Source organism: Citrobacter sp. HN-141, from assembly GCF_033341895.1.
Lineage (GTDB): Bacteria > Pseudomonadota > Gammaproteobacteria > Enterobacterales > Enterobacteriaceae > Citrobacter.
The window spans coordinates 50,750-71,247 of record NZ_JAWPBF010000002.1; the positions used below are offsets into that span (position 1 = coordinate 50,750).

19 protein-coding genes, 1 tRNA gene and 1 pseudogene are annotated in these 20,498 nt (G+C 50.6%); 18 read left to right on the forward strand and 3 right to left on the reverse strand.

The features are described 5' to 3' along the window. The first annotated feature begins 18 nt into the window (after window positions 1–18). Window positions 19–1,020, forward strand: a complete 1,002-nt coding sequence (locus RYZ59_RS03155) for a flagellar hook-associated protein (protein ID WP_318045073.1) — start codon at window positions 19–21, stop codon at window positions 1,018–1,020. 453 nt (window positions 1,021–1,473) lie between these two features. On the opposite strand, the gene RYZ59_RS03160 is transcribed toward RYZ59_RS03155, so the two are convergent. Continuing rightward, window positions 1,474–2,424 carry a transcriptional regulator gene (locus RYZ59_RS03160; protein ID WP_318045071.1) on the reverse strand — a complete coding sequence of 317 codons (951 nt, stop codon included), beginning with the start codon at window positions 2,422–2,424 and terminating at the stop codon, window positions 1,474–1,476. A gap of 551 nt (window positions 2,425–2,975) precedes the next feature. Between RYZ59_RS03160 and lafA the strand changes: the two genes are divergently transcribed. From lafA to dinB, 11 genes and pseudogenes are all read left to right on the forward strand, one after another. Continuing rightward, window positions 2,976–3,890, forward strand: coding sequence for a lateral flagellin LafA (lafA, locus tag RYZ59_RS03165; protein ID WP_318045070.1), 915 nt, complete (start codon window positions 2,976–2,978; stop codon window positions 3,888–3,890). 196 nt (window positions 3,891–4,086) lie between these two features. After that, window positions 4,087–5,412 carry a flagellar filament capping protein FliD gene (gene fliD, locus RYZ59_RS03170; RefSeq protein ID WP_318045068.1) on the forward strand — a complete coding sequence of 442 codons (1,326 nt, stop codon included), beginning with the start codon at window positions 4,087–4,089 and terminating at the stop codon, window positions 5,410–5,412. Window positions 5,413–5,445: 33 nt separating this feature from the next. After that, on the forward strand, window positions 5,446–5,838 hold the full coding sequence (gene fliS, locus RYZ59_RS03175) for a flagellar export chaperone FliS (protein WP_003843794.1): 393 nt from the start codon (window positions 5,446–5,448) through the stop codon (window positions 5,836–5,838). 4 nt (window positions 5,839–5,842) lie between these two features. Then, a complete protein-coding gene (locus tag RYZ59_RS03180; RefSeq protein WP_318045066.1) occupies window positions 5,843–6,160 on the forward strand; it encodes a flagellar protein FliT in 318 nt (105 codons plus the stop codon). Next, window positions 6,157–7,332, forward strand: a pseudogene (locus RYZ59_RS03185) (flagellar hook-length control protein FliK). Before RYZ59_RS03180 ends, RYZ59_RS03185 begins: the two are co-directional and overlap by 4 nt. Window positions 7,333–7,339: 7 nt before the next feature. After that, entirely contained in the window at window positions 7,340–7,810 is a 471-nt protein-coding gene (gene fliL, locus RYZ59_RS03190) for a flagellar basal body-associated FliL family protein (RefSeq protein ID WP_318045065.1), read from the forward strand. A gap of 20 nt (window positions 7,811–7,830) precedes the next feature. Beyond that, window positions 7,831–8,547, forward strand: a complete 717-nt coding sequence (locus RYZ59_RS03195) for a FliA/WhiG family RNA polymerase sigma factor (protein WP_318045062.1) — start codon at window positions 7,831–7,833, stop codon at window positions 8,545–8,547. A 29-nt stretch (window positions 8,548–8,576) separates the two neighbouring features. Then, window positions 8,577–9,440: a flagellar motor stator protein MotA gene (motA, locus tag RYZ59_RS03200; protein ID WP_079939432.1), complete on the forward strand. Its 864-nt coding sequence runs from the start codon at window positions 8,577–8,579 to the stop codon at window positions 9,438–9,440. A 2-nt stretch (window positions 9,441–9,442) separates the two neighbouring features. Further along, on the forward strand, window positions 9,443–10,441 hold the full coding sequence (gene lafU / locus RYZ59_RS03205) for a putative lateral flagellar export/assembly protein LafU (protein ID WP_079939431.1): 999 nt from the start codon (window positions 9,443–9,445) through the stop codon (window positions 10,439–10,441). 56 nt (window positions 10,442–10,497) lie between these two features. Then, entirely contained in the window at window positions 10,498–11,139 is a 642-nt protein-coding gene (locus tag RYZ59_RS03210) for a DNA primase (RefSeq protein WP_318045057.1), read from the forward strand. 66 nt (window positions 11,140–11,205) lie between these two features. Next, window positions 11,206–12,261: a DNA polymerase IV gene (gene dinB, locus RYZ59_RS03215; protein ID WP_318045055.1), complete on the forward strand. Its 1,056-nt coding sequence runs from the start codon at window positions 11,206–11,208 to the stop codon at window positions 12,259–12,261. A gap of 102 nt (window positions 12,262–12,363) precedes the next feature. Here dinB and pepD read toward each other — a convergent pair whose 3' ends face one another. Further along, window positions 12,364–13,821, reverse strand: a complete 1,458-nt coding sequence (gene pepD, locus RYZ59_RS03220; RefSeq protein ID WP_318045053.1) for a cytosol nonspecific dipeptidase — start codon at window positions 13,819–13,821, stop codon at window positions 12,364–12,366. Between the two features lie 261 nt (window positions 13,822–14,082). Here pepD and gpt point away from each other — a divergent pair, with 261 nt between their 5' ends. The 3 genes from gpt (at window position 14,083) to crl (ending at window position 16,343) form a co-directional block, all read left to right on the forward strand. Further along, a complete protein-coding gene (gene gpt / locus RYZ59_RS03225; protein ID WP_003031380.1) occupies window positions 14,083–14,541 on the forward strand; it encodes a xanthine phosphoribosyltransferase in 459 nt (152 codons plus the stop codon). A gap of 98 nt (window positions 14,542–14,639) precedes the next feature. Beyond that, complete coding sequence (frsA, locus tag RYZ59_RS03230) at window positions 14,640–15,884, forward strand: esterase FrsA (protein WP_318045052.1); 1,245 nt, start codon at window positions 14,640–14,642, stop codon at window positions 15,882–15,884. Between the two features lie 57 nt (window positions 15,885–15,941). Further along, entirely contained in the window at window positions 15,942–16,343 is a 402-nt protein-coding gene (gene crl / locus RYZ59_RS03235; RefSeq protein ID WP_005133595.1) for a sigma factor-binding protein Crl, read from the forward strand. A 56-nt stretch (window positions 16,344–16,399) separates the two neighbouring features. On the opposite strand, the gene phoE is transcribed toward crl, so the two are convergent. After that, a complete protein-coding gene (phoE, locus tag RYZ59_RS03240) occupies window positions 16,400–17,455 on the reverse strand; it encodes a phosphoporin PhoE (RefSeq protein ID WP_137384434.1) in 1,056 nt (351 codons plus the stop codon). Window positions 17,456–17,744: 289 nt separating this feature from the next. Here phoE and proB point away from each other — a divergent pair, with 289 nt between their 5' ends. The 3 genes from proB to RYZ59_RS03255 all read left to right on the forward strand — a co-directional run bounded on the left by proB (window position 17,745) and on the right by RYZ59_RS03255 (window position 20,303). Then, window positions 17,745–18,848: a glutamate 5-kinase gene (gene proB / locus RYZ59_RS03245; RefSeq protein WP_271450293.1), complete on the forward strand. Its 1,104-nt coding sequence runs from the start codon at window positions 17,745–17,747 to the stop codon at window positions 18,846–18,848. A gap of 11 nt (window positions 18,849–18,859) precedes the next feature. Beyond that, on the forward strand, window positions 18,860–20,113 hold the full coding sequence (gene proA, locus RYZ59_RS03250) for a glutamate-5-semialdehyde dehydrogenase (RefSeq protein WP_318045045.1): 1,254 nt from the start codon (window positions 18,860–18,862) through the stop codon (window positions 20,111–20,113). Between the two features lie 114 nt (window positions 20,114–20,227). Beyond that, window positions 20,228–20,303 (forward strand) — tRNA-Thr (locus tag RYZ59_RS03255). Window positions 20,304–20,498 lie beyond the last annotated feature (195 nt).

Genomic DNA, 20,498 nt, shown 5'->3' on the forward strand with positions numbered 1-20,498 from the left:
CAGTAGCTCAGGAATAGTATGCAGGTCGGTTTAAATACAACATCACTCTCCGGTAGCGGAGCGCTTAATCCTTCTGTGCAACAGCATACCGTTGCGCAGAATGCCCCTGTCCGTCAAAAGTTACCCGCCACGGCGAGTGATTACCCGGCCTCACCCCTTATTACCACCCGGCCCCAGCGCTACAGCGTGCAGCTTAACGATCAGCTCACCACGCTGCAGCAGGCCGATCACTACCTGGGTCAACTGGAGCAGCATTTGCTGGACTATCGTCACGCATCACGCCGCGGTGGACAGGCGCAGCAGCAAAAAGGGGCTGAGCTTTCACAGTGGCTGGAAAAACGACCAACATTGTCCGGAGATGCAGTCGACAGGCAACTGCGTCCGGTTTTACAGGGTGAGGCGCGAGTGACTTTTCACTCACCTGAACTGGCGCAAATGTTGCAAAAAAACGCTATAAGTTCACGTATGTTTAGCGTCTCTGACGGGCGACAAACGCAGCACTCTGCGGTGGTGGTCGGTGAGGATCTGGATCTCAGCCAGTATAAAATGATGATGAGCAACGCGCTGCGTCGTGTTGGCGTGCAGGTACACGATCAGCAGGGTGCGTTGAGCTTTTCCACCACGGAAAAGCAGTGGCAGCAGATCCAGCAAACCCTGAGCGTACGCGATGTTGATGCGAAGACTTCGGCGTTTACTCCACTCAAAACGTTTGCCGATCCGTCCCGTTCAGAAGACCTTCTGCAACATATCGTGCAGGGCAGTTCTCGCTCTCAGGATGGCTTGCAGCAGGCGCTGGATATCATTGGCGATCAGCGTGCGCAAATGGCCGCGCAGCAGGAGAAAGCCCGGCAGCTGATTGACGGTATGGCGCGTTTTCCGCAGGCAGAAAGTGCGGTGAAAGCCTCGGAATCACTGGGTGGGGTATTGGATCATGCTAATCACAATTACCAGGTATTAGCACAGGCGGTAAACGGACAGGCCCGGCTTTCCAGCCAGACGGTCCGTAGTTTATTAAGCTAACCCTGATGGCATGCTTTTGTTGAGAAAGTAAAAGCAGAGGGGTCTGTAATTAACAGACCTCCAATATCCTGTGTAAAAAGCAAATTTTGCTGCGCGTCTAAATGAATCCACCACGTATGCAGGTTGTGTTCTGTCACAAATGACCCGAAATTTGCCAGCCGAGAGTCGTTTTGATCGGTTTTGGTTGTACGAAAATGAAACTCCCCCTGTTTAGACGTGCCAGCATAATGGTTAATACAGGCGGCAATCTTAAACGTGGATGGCGTTTTGTTACTTTGCTCCAATGGGACGAGAGTAACAGTCGTGTTTTTTATCAATGGGCTCGTAATGAGTTCATAATGTACGTTTTTCCCAGAATTAAGATCGTAATTAACAATAACCGTACTTTCAATGTGGGCTTGGGCTATGAAGGTACAAAATAACGTTAAAACAGACAGGCAAGGGAAAAAGTGATTATTTGCATTTTGGCATTTCATTTAACATTTTCTCCACTTCTTTAATTAAAATACCATTCATTTCGTTATCTTTATTTAGCCAGTTATCAAAGCTCAGCGCTAACTGCCAGTTGTCATTGCATTGATTGCTTAGCACAATATCAAGGGCAAGTTTGTTGAGAGAGACCCGGTAATATAGCGTCATCGAAGCGTTATGCGTAACCAATAGTTGATTGATCAGCTCTACACCAGGAACAATATGTTGTGAAACCAGTGATAACGATTTCTTATTCTCACCTGGATCATAAAGTTGATAAGCCGTAATACGGTCGGCGTTTGCCAGCGTCTCTTTAACCAGTTGCGGGGCTTCTGGCGTTTTAGTGGCCGACGGTGTTTTAAAATAAGAGATTAAGATAAACAATAACAGCGCGGTAACAATAACGGGTAAGGTTATCAGAACTGCCCGGTAAGGATGACGACTGATGATCGGTTTTTTCTTGTTTTTTTCATGCAATTGACTGTTGTTTAAATATATTTGTTTTTTTTCTGTTGATGGTAGTAGCGCTTCAGACACAAGGATTTCAGCAACCTTAGCATTCTCTTCGGTGACATCGTCGGCGCTGTCATCAGCTTTATTTTCATTAGGTTCAATGAGTTCAGTCAGATAGTTTTTATTAAACAAATACCCTTTTTTAGGTATGGTTTTAATAATTTCCTGTTGTTTACCATCATCATCGATAGCAACGCGCAGGGCATGAACAGCTGTCGGCAGACTATTTCCACCAACGATGCGATTCTTCCATACTGCGGTCATTAAAAATGAACGAGATAAAACAACATCGGCATTTTTAGCTAATGTTTCTAACAGAATAAAATGGTATTCGCCCAGACGACGTATCTCGCCTGTTTCACAATGGATTAACGCATTAAGCGAGGAATCCATCCGCCAGTTGTTGACTACAATACTCATGGTTTTATATACCCGCGCAAGATTTTTATATCCCTGGTGCCACACCGTTAAAAATCAGTGCATTAAAATTCTGGAGACATTGGAATGTCTTTTGGCTGTGAAACGGCAGCCGAATCACTATTGAGTGTTTTTTATGCTGTCTGAAAGAGAGTTTGAAATGTAGCGAAAGAGCCTGAGACTCACAATATAAAAATATAGGCCATTTGCAACTAAATGTAAAATAAGGTCAAGAAATGGGTGAACAATGAGATTTTGATTAAGTATAAACTCATTTGTATCATGAAGTTAGCCCTGTTGATGTGTAAGAGAACAACCCGTTATTAGATATTTCTAATAATCTTTTAATTAAATATGAATTGAGATCTTACTTATGTGATGGATATTGGTGGTGATAAGCACGGAAAGCTAAAATAGAGTAGAGGATTATCTCTCTGGTTAATGAGGTGGTGAGGAGCGTGAAAATTTTTTTTGCAGCGCTTTAAGTTTTCCAAACGGATGGTCGTTTTTACTGGGTATCGAAACGAAAACGATTATTCCCAAGGAGCAGTACCATGTTATCGATTAATACTAATACCGCCTCAATGGCAGCTGTAAATGCTATCAACAAAAGCAGCGCATCCCTGTCTACTTCCATGGAACGTCTGGCGACAGGTAACCGTATTAACTCTTCTGCGGATGATGCTGCGGGCAAACAGATAGCTAATCGCCTGACTGCGCAGTCCAGCGGTATGGGCGTTGCGCTGAGCAATATCCAGGACGCAACGGCGATGCTGCAGACTGCGGACAGCATGTTCGACGAAATGACCGACGTACTGGGTCGCATGAAAGATCTGGCAACACAGGCAGCGAACGGAACGTACAGCGACGAAGACCTGCAATCCATGCAGGATGAGTATGACGAACTGGGTCAGCAGATGTCCGATATGCTGCAGAATACCACCTACGGTGGCACTAACCTGTTCGGTGTTTCCAGCACCAGCAATACCAAAACAGACGGTTTGTTCCAGCATTCTGTTACCTTCCAGGTCGGGGCTGAATCCTCCGATACCATGACGGTGAATATTTCTGATCAGCTAGATACGCTTGTTGGTCATTTATCAGATATCAGCACATCTTTCCGTTATGATCAAAATGATCCTACAGGTAAAGCAGGTATGACGGGCGGTACCGAACTAACAGCCTCCGGTTCTGCAAACAATATGATCACTAAGATTTCAACTGCAATGGATGACGTGTCTCAGATCCAGTCCAAACTGGGGGCATCCATCAACCGTCTGAACGACACCGCGGCTAACCTGACCAGCATGCAGGACAACACTGAAGTGGCGATCGGTAACATTATGGATACCGACTACGCGACGGAAGCGTCCAACATGACCCAGCAACAGGTACTGATGCAAACGGGTATCACCATGCTGAAGCAATCCAACAGCATGTCCAGCATGGTTTCCAGCCTGCTGCAGTAATTCCTGACGTGATGTCATGCACAACACCGCCACCCGGCGGTGTTGTGCTTTCAGCGACCGGGCCTTTGCCTGGAAACCTTCCTGAAGAAGGGAAAATTCATTTCCGCTAATAAGTTAACCTACTGAATATAAATAATAAAAATTATTGGCATGCGTTTTGCTATTACATAAATAACGTTGCACGGAGTCATCGATTATGAGCTTTACGAGTCCGATCCAAAAATTAGCACAAGAGTTTGCCTACGCCGATATTGCCACCCAGGCGGCGAATTTGCAGAACGAACAGGCTGAGCTGGATGCAGAGAGTAACGGCCTGGGCTCGTTAAGTTCGGCGCTCACCGACTTTCAGTCAGCAATAGACGCACTTAACAGCGACACCGACGGTCCGCTGACGTTTTCTGCCACCTCGAATAATGACGCGAATACGGTGTCAGCGAACTCGCAGGCGCAGGCGGGGACCTATTCATTCTATGTCACAAAACTGGCGCAGGCGCAGCAGACAACCTTCAGCATGGGTGACGATACCTACGCCGCGACTGGTACATTTGAGCTCACCATGAATGATGGCACAACCATGGATATCGATCTGTCCACAGTCGATGAGGATGGCGATAACTGCGTTGATGCCAGCGAACTGGTTGACGCGATCAATGACTTGGACGACAACCCCGGCGTGTCAGCGGCATTGGTCAAGACCGACGGCACCACCACCATCATGCTGACCTCTGATACCACCGGTGAGCAAAGCGGTTTTTCGGTGAGCGTTTCGGGTAACCCCGATCTTGCTACGGCGGAATCCACCAGTGAGCAACCGCTAACGGATGCACAGGACGCCGAAATCCATTTGGGTAACGCGAATGGCCCCGTCATTATCAGCAGCACTAATACTTTTGATGATGTTATTCCCGGCGTGACGATGACTTTTTCTGAGGCCAGCGACCCTACCGATCCCAACGATGTGACCACCTTTACCGTCGCGGAAGACTCCAGCGGATCGCAGGCTAAAGTGCAGACCTTTGTGGATGCCTATAACACGTTAATTGACACCATTGATTCGTTGACCAGCTATGGCGATGACGACACGGCTGCCGGAGTTTTTGCTGGTGATGCCGGGATGAATTCGTTGGCAAATCAGATGGATGATATCGCTCACGCCTCCTACGGTGGTGTTTCGATTGTCGACTATGGCATCACGCTGGATTCCGACGGCCACTTACAAATTGACTCCACCCAGTTCAGTAACGAAATGGAAGAAAACCCGGACGGTTTGACCTCCATTTTTGTCGGCGACGACAGCATGGTCGCGCAGATGGACGACCTGATGGAAAGCTATCTGGATTCCAGCAACGGCATCATCGCCATGCGCCAGGAAAACATTGATGACCAGCAGAGCAAAATTCAGGACGAAAGCGATCAGCTGACTGAAACCTATAACACCAACTACGAACGCTACGTAGAAGAGTACACCAATACGCTGGTTCAAACGTACACCATGAAAGTGAGTATGGCCGCGTTTATGTAACCGGCTGATTTAAGAGAAGGATTGAGAATCAACATGTACGACACGCAGGATGGTTATTCACAATATAAAGAGATGGATCTTGCAGCGCGTACCGCAGCAGCATCGCCGTTAGAGCTGGTGCTGGTGCTGTTTTCGGGACTGATGGATGAGCTGGAACGTGCCAAAAGCCACATTGAGAACAAACGCTACGAGCGTAAGGCGCAAAGCATCAACAAATGCATCGATATTCTCAACGCCTTAACCAGCTCGCTGGAGTTTGAAACGGGCGGCGAGCTGGTGGTGAATCTGTCCCGGCTTTATGACCACTGCGTCTACCGACTGTATGAAGCCAGCGGCGAATTGTCGTTAGAAAAAATTGATGAAGTGATCCTCATCCTGACCAATCTGCGCACAGGCTGGGAAGGCCTGTCGGCAAAATTGGGATAAGGCTATGCAAAGAGAGCATCAGCAACAGCAGCTTTATGCCCTGGTAAAAGAGATGAACGACGCGCTGGATAACAAGCGTTGGCGACGATTACCCGGCCTGCATCAGCAGGTGATGCGCGTTTTTCATGACTATGCCGCCTGGGAAACTGATGCCGGGGAGCTGAGGGAAGTGAAAAGCAAAATGCATGCGGCGTTTGAGGCGCTAATTGCCCGGCGAACGCAGCGTGCGGAAGAACTCAAAGCGCGCATGGATCAGCATCAGCAAAACCAGGAAGGAATGTTGGCGTATTCAATGGTTAATTTAATTTCGGAGAAGGCATGAATCCTGTATTACTGGCCTCGGCCAGTGCGTTGGCAGAGGCCACACCGGAAAAGGCGGCTATTTCGGCCCCAACGACTTCCACGGGCGGCAGTACGTTTTCTTTGCCGCAGGCTGGGCTTAACGTTGTAGCTGAACGGCTGATCGGTGCAAAAGTAAACCAACAGCAGGCTTCAGTGGCTGAGCATCAACGCAATGACGCAGATCCTGCGGCCATGCAGGCACTGCTGGCGATGCTGCTGGCACAGCCGGCTCAGGCGACAACGCCTGAGGTGGGGCAGAAACAGCCGGATGGTGAGATGCTGAAAATGCTGGCGCAGGTGCAAACCTCCCGTTCCGGGTCATCGCTTTTGCGTCAACTGGCGGACGCGATGGCTCAACAAGGAAAAACGTCCTCGCCGTCGGCTGAGCAGCATGCAACGGATTTATCGTCACTGCCGCCTAAGCTGCAAACGTTGCTGGCGTCGATCGGCGAGGATTTGCCTCAGGCAACTGCGGATCAGCAGGCCAAACTGGCGACATTCTCTGCCCAGGATCTGCGTGTTATTGCGCCTGAACCAGCATCTCTCTCGACTTCACAGCAAATTTCCGCCCGTGTGAAGTCTGCGGATCATAGCGTCCCTCGCCCGGTGGCAGTGAGAAAAGCGGATAGCGTGACGGTTAACCCAACGCTTGCGACACAAAGTTTGCTCACTACGGCGGCGCAGGGAAATCAGCCGATGAACGCCCTGAGCGACCATAACGTTGTGTCGACGCAAGTTTCGGCGCCGACCACTCTGTCAACAGAGGAACTTGGAGAGAAGCTTACCGCACTGCTCAAAGACAGAATTTAATTCCAGTTGGGCCAGCAACAGCAGGTGTCGACTATTCGTCTTGATCCTCCTTCGCTTGGCAAACTGGAAATTGCCGTGCAGCTGGATGCCGGAAAGCTGATGGTTCATATCGGTGCAAATCAGAGTGATGTCTGCCGCTCGTTGCAGCAATTTAGCGAAAACTTACGCCAGCACCTCACGGCACAAAACTTCATGGAAGTGAATGTTCAGGTCTCTTCCGAAGGGCAATCGCAACAGCAGCAACAGCAGTCAGGTAATCAACAGGACGAGGTGGCGTCGGCGCTAACGCTTAACGATGAACCTCAATTTCAACAGAACGAATCCGTTCTGATCAAAGTGTAAAAGCAAGATGAAGAAAATTGTTATCGCGTGTCTGATTAGCTCCGTCGTGGCGCTGGGTATTGCAGGGGGCGCAGGATGGGGCATTTATCATTCTATGACTAAAGGAACCGCAACTGCAGCAGATAAGCCTGCGCATGAAGCGGAAGATAGCCAGGATGAGTCCAGCAGTATTTTTGTCTCCCTGCCGGAAACGGTGGTTACGCTTCATGATAATGAAGGTAGCGATCGCTATATGGTCGCGGAACTGGTAATGGTCGTTGATTCAGAGAAAGACGCTGAAAAAATTAAGAAGGACGAACCGCTTTATCAAAGTATTACCGTAGATGAGCTCTCGAATATGAAATATGAAGATATTCGGGCGCTGAAGATCTCCGATATCAGAAAGAAAGTTTTTGAAAACCTGAAAACTGAATTAGCGAAACGCAAAATGGCGACACCTTATAAGGACATTTTGGTGAAAAAAGTCGTGTTTCAATAAGCGACACGCCAGGAAATAACATGATCCAGGATGCTTACGAGTCAGAAGACTTTAATGCGACGCCCGTGCTAACGCCAAAGCAAGAGAGCCATTATTTACAGGCTTATCTTCCTTTGGTGCGCAAAGTAGTGCGTCAACTTGCGCCGCAATGTACCTGCGTTATGGACAGGCAGGATATGGAACAAACGGCGCTGATGGGATTGCTGAACGCGATTCGCCGCTATGGTCAACCGGATGAGGGCTTTGCCGGTTATGCCGTCCACCGTATCCGTGGCGCCATACTCGATGAGCTGCGCAGCCTCGACTGGCGGCCTCGTCAGCTACGACAAAAATACCATCAGATTAAAGATTTGATTCGTGATGCGCGTACCCGGCTCGGGCATGAACCCTCATGTGAGGAGCTATCCCGGCTGGGATTGTCGTCTGAAGATTATCAGGAATACCAACAGCTGGAAGGCGCCGAATCGCTGGCCAGTCTGGATGAATTACTAAATGGCGATATGCCGATTGCACCGCTCGAAGGGCGGGGGCTTGAGGAACAATTCGTCACGCAGGAAATGTTGGGTTATGCCCTGAGCCAACTCAGCGAAAAAGAGGGACTGGTGCTCTCAATGTATTATCAGCACGATATGAATTTAAAAGAGATTGCGCTGGTATTAGGGCTGACTGAAGCCCGTATTTGTCAAATGAATAAAAAAATCACGCACAAGATTCGTGATTGTTTATATCCAGATTAACAATTCCGAATCAACATGCGGAGGACGTAATGCAAAAGATTTTTGGTTTATTGGTGGTTTTAGGCTGCGTATTTGGTGGTTATTTTGAAGCGGGTGGACAGCTTATTGCTATCTGGCAGCCAGCCGAGATTATTATTATTATGGGGGCCGGTCTGGGCGCGATGATTATCGGTAACCCGATGCATGTGCTGAAAGAGATCGTTCGCCAGATTAAAGGCGTAATCAGTAAAAAGAAAATGGGCCCGGAGTTTCAGCGTCAGCTGCTGATGTGTCTGTATGAGCTGCTGGAAATGGTGCAAAACGGCGGTCTGCGTATGCTGGATCAGCATATCGAACAGCCGGAAGAGAGTACCATTTTCCAGAAATACCCGCTGGTGCTGACCCAAAAACGCCTGGTGACCTTTATCGCCGACAACTTCCGTCTGATGGCGATGGGCAAAATTGATGCCCACGAGCTGGAAGGTATCCTCGATCAGGAACTGGATACCGCGGAAGAATCGCTGTTAACGCCTTCGCGCTCCCTGCAACGTACCGCCGAGGCCATGCCTGGTTTCGGTATTTGCGCGGCGGTGCTGGGTATCATCATCACCATGCAGTCAATCGACGGTTCCATTGCGCTTATCGGCCTGAAAGTGGCGGCGGCGCTGGTGGGGACATTCTTAGGGGTCTTCATCTGTTATTGCCTGATGGACCCACTGGCAAACGCCATGGAACAGCAGGCACGGGCGGAGCACTCTTTGCTTGAATGCGTACGTACCGTGCTGGTGGCGCAAGCAGGCGGTAAGCCGACGCTGTTGGCGGTCGATGCAGGGCGTAAACTTCTTCATCTGGCATCCAAACCTACATTCGCCAACCTGGACGCGTGGGTCAATGCGATGCTGGAGCAAGAATAAGCATGAGGAAGGGGCCAAATCGTCGCGATCGCGGCGCGAAAACCACTATTATCCGCCGACAAATAAAGAAGAGTCATGCAGGTCATCACGGAGGAGCGTGGAAGGTGGCATTTGCTGACTTTACGCTGGCGATGATGGCACTGTTTATGACGCTGTGGATTGTGAACAGCGTCAGTAAAGCCGACCGTGAAAATATTGTGGCGGCGCTGCATGGTCAGTCAATCTTTAACGGTGGCGGCATGGCACCGTTAAACAAACTGGGCAAGCAGCCGATAGCGCCGGGTGCGCAGAAGAAAAACGTCACGCGCAATAAGCTCGATAAAACCACCAACCCGCAGGAAACGGCGAAGATTACGGAAGATAACGCGAAAAAGGCGTTGGACGTAAACGAAAAAACGGCGTTACTGAAGCAAAAATCAGCCCGCGAATTGGGTGAGCTGGCGACCGACATTAACGTCATCGCCCGCAATGCGCATATGGAAACCAACCTTGAAATGGAAATTGTTCCTCAGGGGCTGCGCGTACTGATTAAAGATGACCAGAACCGGAATATGTTTGAACGCGGTAGCGCCAAAATTATGCCTTTCTTTAAATCGCTGCTGGTTGAGCTGGCCCCCGTGTTTGACTCGCTGGATAACAAGATAATCATCACCGGACATACGGATGCGATGAGCTATAAGAGCAACATTTACAACAACTGGAACCTCTCCGGTGACCGCGCCTTGTCAGCACGACGCGTGCTGGAAGATGCTGGAATGCCGCAGGATAAAGTCATGCAGGTCAGCGCAATGGCGGACCAAATGCTGTTAGATGCGAAAAACCCGGAAAGCGCCGGTAACCGTCGCATTGAGATTATGGTGTTGACGCAAAGCGCTTCCGATACGCTGTATCAATATTTCGGCCAGCAGGGAGAGAAGGTTGTGCAACCGCTGGTTGATAAACTGGACAAGCAAAAGCAGGTGACTTCTTTACGTCAACAATCTGCTCCTGTCACTCATTAACTACGTTCTCCGTCCCCCACGCAACGTGGGGGCAAACTATCCCTCAGGAAGGCAATATGATAGATGTAACCCATATTATTCCATTGGATATTCATATTGATAACGTCACCGATGTGGCCTGTCAGGGCGCACATTTCGACCAGGTTTCAGGTATCTGGTACACCGAGCCTCATGAGTTAAACGGGGCGCTGCGTGACTATGTTTACAATATCGACAGTTTCAATATTGTCGCGCCGTACTATCTGGTGATTACCTCGAAGATGCACTGCTGGAGCTGTCACCAAATTACCCGTATTCATGGCGTGATGTTTACCCGCTTTATTAAGAAAAATCAGGATGGTCAGGGCTGGCAGTCGGTCAGGCGTAACAGCTTTTTGTTCCACATTAATTCTCTGCCTGAAGAGATAAAAAAGAACATCAAAGCCAGCAATTACTACCTCGATAAAAGTAAAACCACCGGGCTACGCTACTGGATGAATCACTGTGAGATTTGCGGTGAACGTCTGGGTGATTACGAGCTTTTCTGCGTTGAAAATGATGCCTTTCGTCTGATGACGATCGAAAAACTGCTGCGGGCAAATATTCGCAAAGTGAATAAACTGTTTGTCAGCACGGCGGGCAATCCCGCGGAGCATACGAAAACGGATGTCGTGCGTTACCTGTGCGATGCACGCTTCGTTATGAATGGTCCGGCGTAAGGCATAATCATACTTCTCACATCATAAAAATACTGTATACTTAAACAGTGTTGTGGGAGGCGAACGATGCGTAAAATCATACATGTCGATATGGACTGCTTTTTCGCGGCGGTGGAAATGCGCGACAACCCCGCCCTGCGTGATATTCCCATTGCTATTGGCGGCAGTCGCGAACGCCGGGGAGTCATCAGCACCGCCAATTACCCGGCACGAAAGTTTGGTGTGCGTAGCGCAATGCCTACGGGAATGGCGCTAAAACTGTGCCCGCATCTCACCTTATTACCCGGCCGTTACGACGCTTATAAAGAGGCCTCTCGCCAGATTCAGGCCATCTTCTCTCGCTACACCTCGCTCATCGAACCCCTTTCGCTGGATGAAGCCTATCTGGATGTGACCGACAGCACCCACTGCCACGGCTCAGCTACGCTAATCGCTCAGGAAATCCGCCAGACAATTTTTAACGAGTTACAGTTAACCGCCTCGGCCGGAATTGCGCCGGTAAAATTTCTGGCAAAAATAGCCTCCGATCTCAACAAACCCAATGGGCAATATGTGATTACTCCCGCGGATGTTCCCGAATTTCTCAGAACATTACCGTTAGGCAAAATTCCCGGCGTCGGCAAAGTCTCCGCTGCGAAGCTGGAATCAATGGGGTTACGTACCTGCGAGGATGTTCAAAAATACGATCTGGCCCTGTTGCTTAAGCGGTTTGGTAAGTTTGGTCGTGTGCTGTGGGAACGCAGTCAGGGTATTGATGAACGCGATGTGAATAACGACAGGCTGCGAAAGTCAGTCGGCGTGGAGCGCACGCTGGCGGAAGATATTCATGAATGGTCGGAGTGTGAGGCGATTATTGAGCGACTCTACCCGGAACTGGAGCGGCGGCTGGCAAAGGTTAAGCCCGATCTCTTCATCGCTCGTCAGGGGATAAAACTCAAGTTTAATGATTTTCAGCAGACCACGCAGGAACACGTCTGGCCGCGCTTAAATAAAGAGGATCTGATCGCGACGGCGCGCAATACCTGGAACGAACGTCGGGGAGGGCGAGGTGTCAGGCTGGTGGGATTACACGTCACGCTGCTGGACCCGCAGATGGAAAGACAACTACTGCTGGGAATTTGACTCTGATGTATTGCCGGATGGCGGCATAAAAACTTTCTCTGGCCTACAAATTAGCATGTAGGCCGGATAAGCGTAGCGCCATCCGGCATTTAGCGCAGAATCTTACTTCGCTGGAATAGACTTCAGCAGCTCGGTCAGAAGCGTCCAGTAATGACCGACGCTTTCAATATGAACCTGCTCATCCGGAGAGTGCGGACCGGTGATGGTCGGCCCAATGGAAACCATGTCCATATCCGGATACGGTTTCTTGAACAGACCGCATTCCAGACCAGCGTGGATAATCTGGATGTTCGGTGTCTTGTTGAACAGACGCTGATAGGTTTCACGCACCAGGTGCATAACCGGTGAGTTTGCATCCGGCTGCCAGCCAGGATACGCACCTTTGGCTTCCGTTTTCGCGCCAGCCAGTTTGCCCAGCGAATCCAGCATGCTTACCACGTAGTCTTTACCGCTGTCGATCAGCGAACGAACCAGGCAGTGAATCTGCACGTTGTCGTCCGTCATGGTGACAACGCCAACGTTCAGCGAGGTTTCCACCACGCCTTTTGCCACGTCGGAATTGCGGATCACGCCGTTTGGCGTTGCGTTCAGCAGACGAACAAAGGTATCGCGGGACTGAACGGTCAGTGCGGCTTTGTCGTTGCTGACGGCATCCAGCAGCAGCGCCAGATTTTTCTCTTTGGCTGCCAGCTCGTTTTTCAGGATTTCCTGATACGTGCTGACCAGCGCTTTTAACGCATCGACTTTATCTGCGGCAACAGCAAGGGTAGCGAAGGCTTCGCGCGGAATCGCGTTACGCAGCGTACCGCCGTTGAAATTAACCAGACGCAGATCCAGCTCTTGGGCATGGCCTGCCAGGAAGCGTACCAGCAGCTTGTTCGCGTTACCAAGACCCACGTGGATTTCGCCGCCGGAGTGACCGCCTTTCAGGCCTTTTAAGGTCAGCTTAAAGCTCTGGAAGCCAGCAGGAATGGCTTCACGGGACAGCGGCAGGTTAGAGGTGAAGTCGATACCCCCTGCGCAACCCATGTAGATCTCACCTTCTTCTTCAGAGTCGGTGTTGATCAGGATATCAGCCTGCAGCCAGTTCGCCTGCAGACCAAATGCGCCGTCCATGCCCGCTTCTTCGGTCATGGTCAGCAGCACTTCCAGCGGACCGTGTACCACATTGTCATCAGCCAGTACCGCCAGCGCAGACGCCATACCGATACCGTTATCTGCACCCAGCGTGGTACCACGGGCTTTTACCCATTCGCCATCAATATAAGGCTGGATCGGATCTTTGGTGAAATCGTGCACGGTGTCGTTATTTTTTTGCGGGACCATATCCAGGTGCGCCTGCAAAACGACCGGCTTGCGATTTTCCATTCCTGCGGTAGCGGGTTTACGAATCAGGATATTACCAACCTGATCGCGCTCGACGTGGAAACCTTTCTCCTGGGCCCAGCTCAGAATGTGTTCAGCGAGTTGCTCTTCATGGTAGGACGGATGAGGAATAGAACAGATTTTGGCAAAAATATCCCACAGCGGTTGCGGGGATAACTGAGACAGTTCAGACACGTTGAGTCTCCTTGGCGATGTCCTACAAAATTGACTTGCAGGCCACGGGGTTAGCGGAATTAAAAACACCACAAGTCAGGCTTGCGCGATGCGATTGAGAATACCACTTTCTTCGCTGACGGCTAGTATAAAGCATGCAAAAAGAGGCGCGGATTCCGCGAAACACTGGTTTTTAGTGCGTCAGGTCTCTATAATCTCGCGCAACCTGGTTCACCCTCAATTTATTAATTAGCCGTAGATAAACAGGCTGGGACACTTCACATGAGCGAAAAATACGTCGTCACCTGGGACATGTTGCAGATCCATGCACGTAAACTGGCAAGCCGCCTGATGCCTTCTGAACAATGGAAAGGCATTATTGCCGTTAGCCGTGGTGGTCTGGTGCCGGGCGCATTGCTGGCGCGTGAATTGGGTATTCGCCATGTCGATACCGTATGCATCTCCAGCTACGATCACGACAACCAGCGCGAACTGAAAGTGCTGAAGCGTGCGGAAGGTGACGGTGAAGGTTTCATCGTGATCGATGACCTGGTAGACACCGGTGGTACCGCCGTTGCTATCCGTGAAATGTATCCTAAAGCGCATTTCGTCACGATCTTCGCTAAGCCGGCTGGTCGTCCGCTGGTGAATGACTATGTGGTTGATATTCCGCAGGATACCTGGATTGAGCAGCCGTGGGATATGGGCGTGGTATTTGTTCCGCCGATCTCTGGTCGCTAATCTAAAAAGTTTTCAACGCCCGCACTGTCGGGCGTTGTTCTTTTTGTGCGGTGTCAGGTTACACTATGCCTTAGTGAGTACTCATGGAGGCCGTAATCATGTCGCAGGCTAACCTCAGCGAAGTTCTGTTTAAACCCCGCTTCAAACATCCTGAAACGTCAACGTTGGTTCGTCGTTTTAACCACGGCGCGCAGCCGTCTGTGCAGTCCGCTCTGGATGGCAAAACAATCCCGCACTGGTATCGCATGGTGAATCGCCTGATGTGGATCTGGCGTGGGGTCGATCCGCGTGAAATCCTTGAAGTGCAGGCGCGTATCGTCATGAGCGAAGCCGAACGCACGGATAAAGAGCTCTACGATACGGTCATTGGCTATCGTGGTGGAAACTGGATCTACGAGTGGGCGAAGCAGGCGATGGACTGGCAACAGAAAGCGTCTATGGAAGAGGACCCGCAGGTGAGTGGTCGCCACTGGCTGCATGCTTCCACGCTGTACAACATTGCAGCATACCCACATTTAAAAGGTGATGAGCTGGCAGAACAGGCGCAGGCCCTGGCCAACCGCGCTTACGAAGAGGCGGCTCAACGACTGCCAGGTACGCTGCGCGAGATGGAATTTGCTGTTGCCGGCGGTGCGCCGATAACCGGCTTCCTGCACATGCCAAAAGGCGACGGCCCGTTCCCGACGGTGCTGATGTGCGGTGGCCTGGATTCCATGCAAACCGACTACTACACCCTGTATGAGCGCTATTTCGCACCGCGTGATATTGCCATGCTGACGCTGGATATGCCTTCAGTCGGATTCTCGTCAAAATGGAAATTGACCCAGGATTCCAGCCTGCTGCATCAACATGTATTAAAAGCGCTGCCGAATATTCCCTGGGTCGATCACACCCGTGTGGCGGCATTCGGTTTTCGCTTTGGCGCTAACGTCGCAGTACGCCTGGCCTATCTTGAATCATCGCGCCTGAAGGCGGTGGCCTGTCTCGGACCGGTGGTGCATGCGCTGCTTAGCGACCCGCAACGTCAGGCTTCAGTACCGGAAATGTATCTTGACGTTCTGGCCAGCCGTCTGGGGATGCACGATGCGTCTGATGAAGCGCTGCGCGTCGAGCTAAACCGCTATTCATTAAAGGTGCAAGGGCTGCTGGGCCGTCGCTGTCCAACGCCAATGCTGTCGGGGTTCTGGAAAAACGATCCATTTAGCCCGGAAGATGAGTCGCGTTTAATCACATCTTCATCTTCCGACGGTAAGCTGCTGGAGATTCCGTTCAACCCGGTGTATCGCAATTTTGACAAAGCGCTGCAAGAAATTACCGGGTGGATCAATCATAGATTGTGTTAATAGATTGCTAAATTTTATTGGTTTGGTAAAACAGTTGCTTCACCTAAGGAGATCGCAATGACGTTACCGAGTGGACACCCGAAAAGCAGATTGATCAAAAAATTCACCGCGCTTGGCCCCTACATCCGCGAAGGGCAGTGCGAAGATAATCGATTCTTTTTCGATTGTCTGGCTGTTTGCGTCAACGTGAAACCGGCACCAGAGAAACGTGAATTTTGGGGCTGGTGGATGGAGCTGGAAGCGCAGGAGAAACGCTTTACGTACAGCTACCAGTTTGGTTTGTTCGATAAAGACGGCAACTGGACCGCCGTGCCGATTAAAGAGACTGAAGTGGTAGAGCGACTGGAATACACCTTACGCGAGTTTCATGAAAAGTTGCGTGGGTTGTTAACGACGCTGAATCTGGCGCTGGAGCCTGCTGACGACTTTAAGGATGAGCCGGTTAAATTAACGGCATAATGAACAGAAAAAAGCCGGATGGCGGCGCAACCCCATCCGGCTTTTTTTATGCTATATCAAAACTGATAGACCATACCGACAGCGACGATATCATCATCGTTGATGCCCAGCTTATTATTGCTATCCAGTTGGTTGATTTTATAATCAACAAAGGCCGACATATTTTTGTTGAAATAATAGGTCGCGCCCACGTCGATATAATTCACCAGATCCTCATCGCCTACGCCTTCAATATCTTTGCCTTTTGACAGCACATAACCCAGGGATGGACGCAGACCAAAGTCAAACTGGTACTGAGCGACCACTTCGAAGTTCTGAGTTTTGTTAGCAAAGCCACCGGAAATAGGTGTCATATTGCGCGTTTCAGAATAGAACGTTGCCAGATAAATATCATTGGCATCATATTTTAAACCTGTCGCCCAGGATTCTGCTTTATCGCCAGTACCCCGGTTTTGCAGGTTCTGCTGATTGGTACGGTCAGAGTTGGTATACGCACCACTGATGGCGAAATCGCTGCCGCCAAAGTCATACGTCACGGAGGTACCAAAGCCGTCGCCGTTCTGTTTTTTTACATCGCGGTCCTGGTTTTTGCCCTGATATTGCAGGGTAAGATCCAGACCATCGACGACGCCGAAGAAGTCGGTATTACGGTAGGTGGCCAGGCCGCTGGCACGTTTGGTCATAAAGTTATCGGTCTGCGCGGAAGAGTCACCGCCGAATTCCGGGAACATATCCGTCCACGCTTCCACGTCATACAGCGCACCCAGGTTACGACCATAATCAAACGAGCCAAAATCTTTTAATTTCACACCGGCGAAAGCCAGACGTGTTTTTTGCTGGTTGGTTTCGTTTTCCGCTTTATTCCCTGCAAACTCAGCTTCCCAACGACCATAACCGGTCAGTTGATCGTTAATTTGTGTTTCGCCTTTAAAACCTAAGCGGATATAGCTCTGGTCGCCGTCTTTGCTGTCATAATCAGTCATGTAGTGCATCGCTTTGACTTTGCCATACAAGTCCAGTTTATTACTGTTCTTGTTATAGACTTCTGCCGCCTGTACGGACGCCGATGCAACAATTCCCATCACCACTAATGCCAGAGTGCTCTTTTTCATTTTCATTCCTGATTTAAAGTACGCGCTAATATTTACTGGGTGTGATCCCCGTTAAAAGACAGGAGGGTTTTTAACGTCTGGCAATGAACGTTTTATGACAAAATAAGAATATTTTTAAAAAAGAATGTTTTTTTGTGTCTGTAATAAATGCGTCAAAATCTGCCGCTACGCTTGCTGATCCTGCGCAATAAAATTCCATGCTTTGTGCGCTGGCTGTTGGCAACCGGGGCCAGTCCTGCTAAAACGTTCGTTTGATATCATTTTCCCCAATTTTGAATGGCAGAGAATCATGAGTGACAGCCAGACGCTGGTGGTAAAACTTGGCACCAGTGTGTTAACGGGCGGATCGCGCCGCCTGAACCGCGCCCATATTGTCGAACTGGTTCGCCAGTGCGCGCAGCTCCATGCCGCAGGGCATCGTATCGTTATCGTTACCTCGGGCGCGATTGCCGCCGGACGCGAGCATCTTGGTTACCCTGAACTCCCGGCGACGATAGCGTCGAAACAACTGTTGGCGGCGGTAGGGCAGAGTCGATTGATTCAACTGTGGGAACAGCTGTTCTCAATTTACGGTATTCATATCGGCCAGATGTTGCTGACGCGTGCGGATATGGAAGACAGAGAGCGCTTCCTTAATGCCCGCGATACGCTACGTGCGCTGCTGGATAACAACATTGTTCCCGTCATCAATGAGAACGACGCAGTGGCGACCGCTGAAATTAAAGTCGGTGATAACGACAACCTTTCGGCGCTGGCGGCGATCCTGGCGGGTGCCGATAAGCTGCTACTGTTGACCGATCAACAGGGCCTGTTCACCGCCGATCCGCGTACTAACCCGCAGGCGGAACTGATCAAAGACGTTCACGGCATTGATGATGCGCTGCGCGCCGTTGCCGGGGATAGCGTCTCGGGTCTGGGAACCGGCGGCATGGGGACTAAATTACAGGCTGCCGACGTGGCCTGCCGCGCGGGTATCGACACCATTATCGCCGCAGGCAGCAAGCCGGGCGTCATTGGTGATGTGATGGAAGGTGTTTCTGTCGGTACCCGTTTTCATGCGCAGGCTTCTCCGTTGGAAAACCGTAAACGCTGGATTTTCGGCGCTCCGCCTGCCGGGGAGATTACCGTCGATGAAGGTGCGACCGCGGCGATTCTGGAGCGCGGCAGTTCATTGCTGCCAAAAGGCATTAAAAGCGTGACAGGCGACTTCTCTCGTGGTGAAGTGATCCGCATCTGCAACCTCGAAGGGCGTGATATTGCCCACGGCGTCACTCGCTATAATAGTGATGCGCTACGCCGTATTGCCGGGCACCACTCACAACAGATTGACACTATTCTTGGCTATGAATATGGCCCGGTTGCTGTCCATCGCGACGATATGATTACCCGTTAAGGAACAGGCATATGCTGGAACAAATGGGCATTGCTGCCAAAGCTGCGTCATATAAGCTGGCGCTACTCTCCAGCCGCGAAAAAAATCGCGTGCTGGAAACCATTGCTGATGCGCTGGAAGCGCAAACGGAAAGCATCCTCAGCGCGAACGCACAGGATGTTGAACAGGCACGTGAAAATGGCCTGAGCGAAGCGATGCTTGATCGCCTGGTGCTGACTCCTGCGCGCCTGAAAGCGATTGCTGACGACGTGCGTCAGGTGTGTAATCTCGCTGACCCGGTCGGGCAGGTGATTGACGGCGGCCTGCTGGATAGCGGTCTGCGTCTGGAGCGTCGTCGCGTGCCGCTGGGCGTGATTGGCGTGATTTATGAAGCGCGTCCTAACGTCACCGTTGATGTGGCTTCGCTGTGCCTGAAAACCGGCAATGCTGCGATCCTGCGCGGTGGGAAAGAGACCTACCGGACGAATGCCGCCACCGTAGCGGTTATCCAAAAGGCGCTGGAAGCCTGTGGTTTACCCGCGGCTGCCGTACAGTCGATTGATAACCCGGATCGCGCGCTGGTCACTGAAATGCTGCGAATGGATAAGTACATCGATATGCTGATCCCTCGCGGTGGCGCAGGGCTGCACAAGCTGTGTCGTGAACAGTCGACTATCCCGGTGATCACCGGTGGTATTGGCGTATGTCATATCTATGTAGATGATACGGCTGAGATCGCCCCGGCGCTGAAGATTATCGTCAACGCCAAAACCCAGCGTCCGAGCACGTGTAACACTGTCGAGACACTGTTGGTGAATCAGAGTATCGCTGAGCGCTTCCTGCCTGCTCTAAGCCAGCAAATGGCAGAAAGCGGCGTGACGCTTCATGCAGATGATGCTGCGCTGGCCGCATTGCAGGCCGGACCGGCAAACGTCGTGGCGGTAAAAGCGGAACAGTATGACGATGAGTTTTTATCGCTGGATCTGAACGTGAAGATTGTCGCCGATCTGGATGACGCCATTGCCCATATTCGCGAACACGGCACCCAGCACTCTGATGCGATTCTGACGCGTACGCTGCGCAACGCCGATCGTTTTGTGAATGAAGTTGATTCTTCCGCCGTGTACGTAAACGCCTCTACCCGTTTTACCGATGGCGGTCAGTTTGGACTTGGCGCGGAAGTCGCCGTGAGCACGCAAAAATTACACGCACGTGGCCCAATGGGGCTGGAAGCACTGACCACTTACAAGTGGATTGGCTTTGGTGACGACACGATTCGTGCGTAATTGAAACCGGGTGATGCAAAAATAGGCGTTTGATTCACAAGGCCATTGACGCATCGCCCGGTTAGTTTTAACCTTCTACCCCGTGTTCGCATTCGTGGACATGTCCTTATCAGGGCCGATATAGCTCAGTTGGTAGAGCAGCGCATTCGTAATGCGAAGGTCGTAGGTTCGACTCCTATTATCGGCACCATCAAAATCAATTAGTTACGTTAAAAACTCTCTTTGCTTATATTATAATTTTTTCGCGTGTAACTGTATGTGTAAGTGATTTTCATCGACCTACATCAACAGTTGATATATGCAATTTCAGGTTGGCTCATTCCTGTCGATTTTTCACATTGATGATAGGATGTTCATTAGTAGTGATATCAGAACGATTTTTTTG

Excerpts from the sequence above, each read along its gene's own strand:
- lafA (WP_318045070.1), top strand. The coding sequence starts at position 2,976 with ATGTTATCGATTAATACTAATACCGCCTCAATGGCAGCTGTAAATGCT.
- proB (WP_271450293.1), top strand. The coding sequence starts at position 17,745 with ATGAGTGACAGCCAGACGCTGGTGGTAAAACTTGGCACCAGTGTGTTA.
- RYZ59_RS03180 (WP_318045066.1), top strand. The coding sequence starts at position 5,843 with ATGCAAAGAGAGCATCAGCAACAGCAGCTTTATGCCCTGGTAAAAGAG.
- fliD (WP_318045068.1), top strand. The coding sequence starts at position 4,087 with ATGAGCTTTACGAGTCCGATCCAAAAATTAGCACAAGAGTTTGCCTAC.
- crl (WP_005133595.1), top strand. The coding sequence starts at position 15,942 with ATGACGTTACCGAGTGGACACCCGAAAAGCAGATTGATCAAAAAATTC.
- dinB (WP_318045055.1), top strand. The coding sequence starts at position 11,206 with ATGCGTAAAATCATACATGTCGATATGGACTGCTTTTTCGCGGCGGTG.
- fliS (WP_003843794.1), top strand. The coding sequence starts at position 5,446 with ATGTACGACACGCAGGATGGTTATTCACAATATAAAGAGATGGATCTT.
- motA (WP_079939432.1), top strand. The coding sequence starts at position 8,577 with ATGCAAAAGATTTTTGGTTTATTGGTGGTTTTAGGCTGCGTATTTGGT.
- frsA (WP_318045052.1), top strand. The coding sequence starts at position 14,640 with ATGTCGCAGGCTAACCTCAGCGAAGTTCTGTTTAAACCCCGCTTCAAA.
- phoE (WP_137384434.1), bottom strand. The coding sequence starts at position 17,455 with ATGAAAAAGAGCACTCTGGCATTAGTGGTGATGGGAATTGTTGCATCG.
- fliL (WP_318045065.1), top strand. The coding sequence starts at position 7,340 with ATGAAGAAAATTGTTATCGCGTGTCTGATTAGCTCCGTCGTGGCGCTG.
- lafU (WP_079939431.1), top strand. The coding sequence starts at position 9,443 with ATGAGGAAGGGGCCAAATCGTCGCGATCGCGGCGCGAAAACCACTATT.
- proA (WP_318045045.1), top strand. The coding sequence starts at position 18,860 with ATGCTGGAACAAATGGGCATTGCTGCCAAAGCTGCGTCATATAAGCTG.
- RYZ59_RS03160 (WP_318045071.1), bottom strand. The coding sequence starts at position 2,424 with ATGAGTATTGTAGTCAACAACTGGCGGATGGATTCCTCGCTTAATGCG.
- gpt (WP_003031380.1), top strand. The coding sequence starts at position 14,083 with ATGAGCGAAAAATACGTCGTCACCTGGGACATGTTGCAGATCCATGCA.
- RYZ59_RS03195 (WP_318045062.1), top strand. The coding sequence starts at position 7,831 with ATGATCCAGGATGCTTACGAGTCAGAAGACTTTAATGCGACGCCCGTG.
- RYZ59_RS03210 (WP_318045057.1), top strand. The coding sequence starts at position 10,498 with ATGATAGATGTAACCCATATTATTCCATTGGATATTCATATTGATAAC.
- RYZ59_RS03155 (WP_318045073.1), top strand. The coding sequence starts at position 19 with ATGCAGGTCGGTTTAAATACAACATCACTCTCCGGTAGCGGAGCGCTT.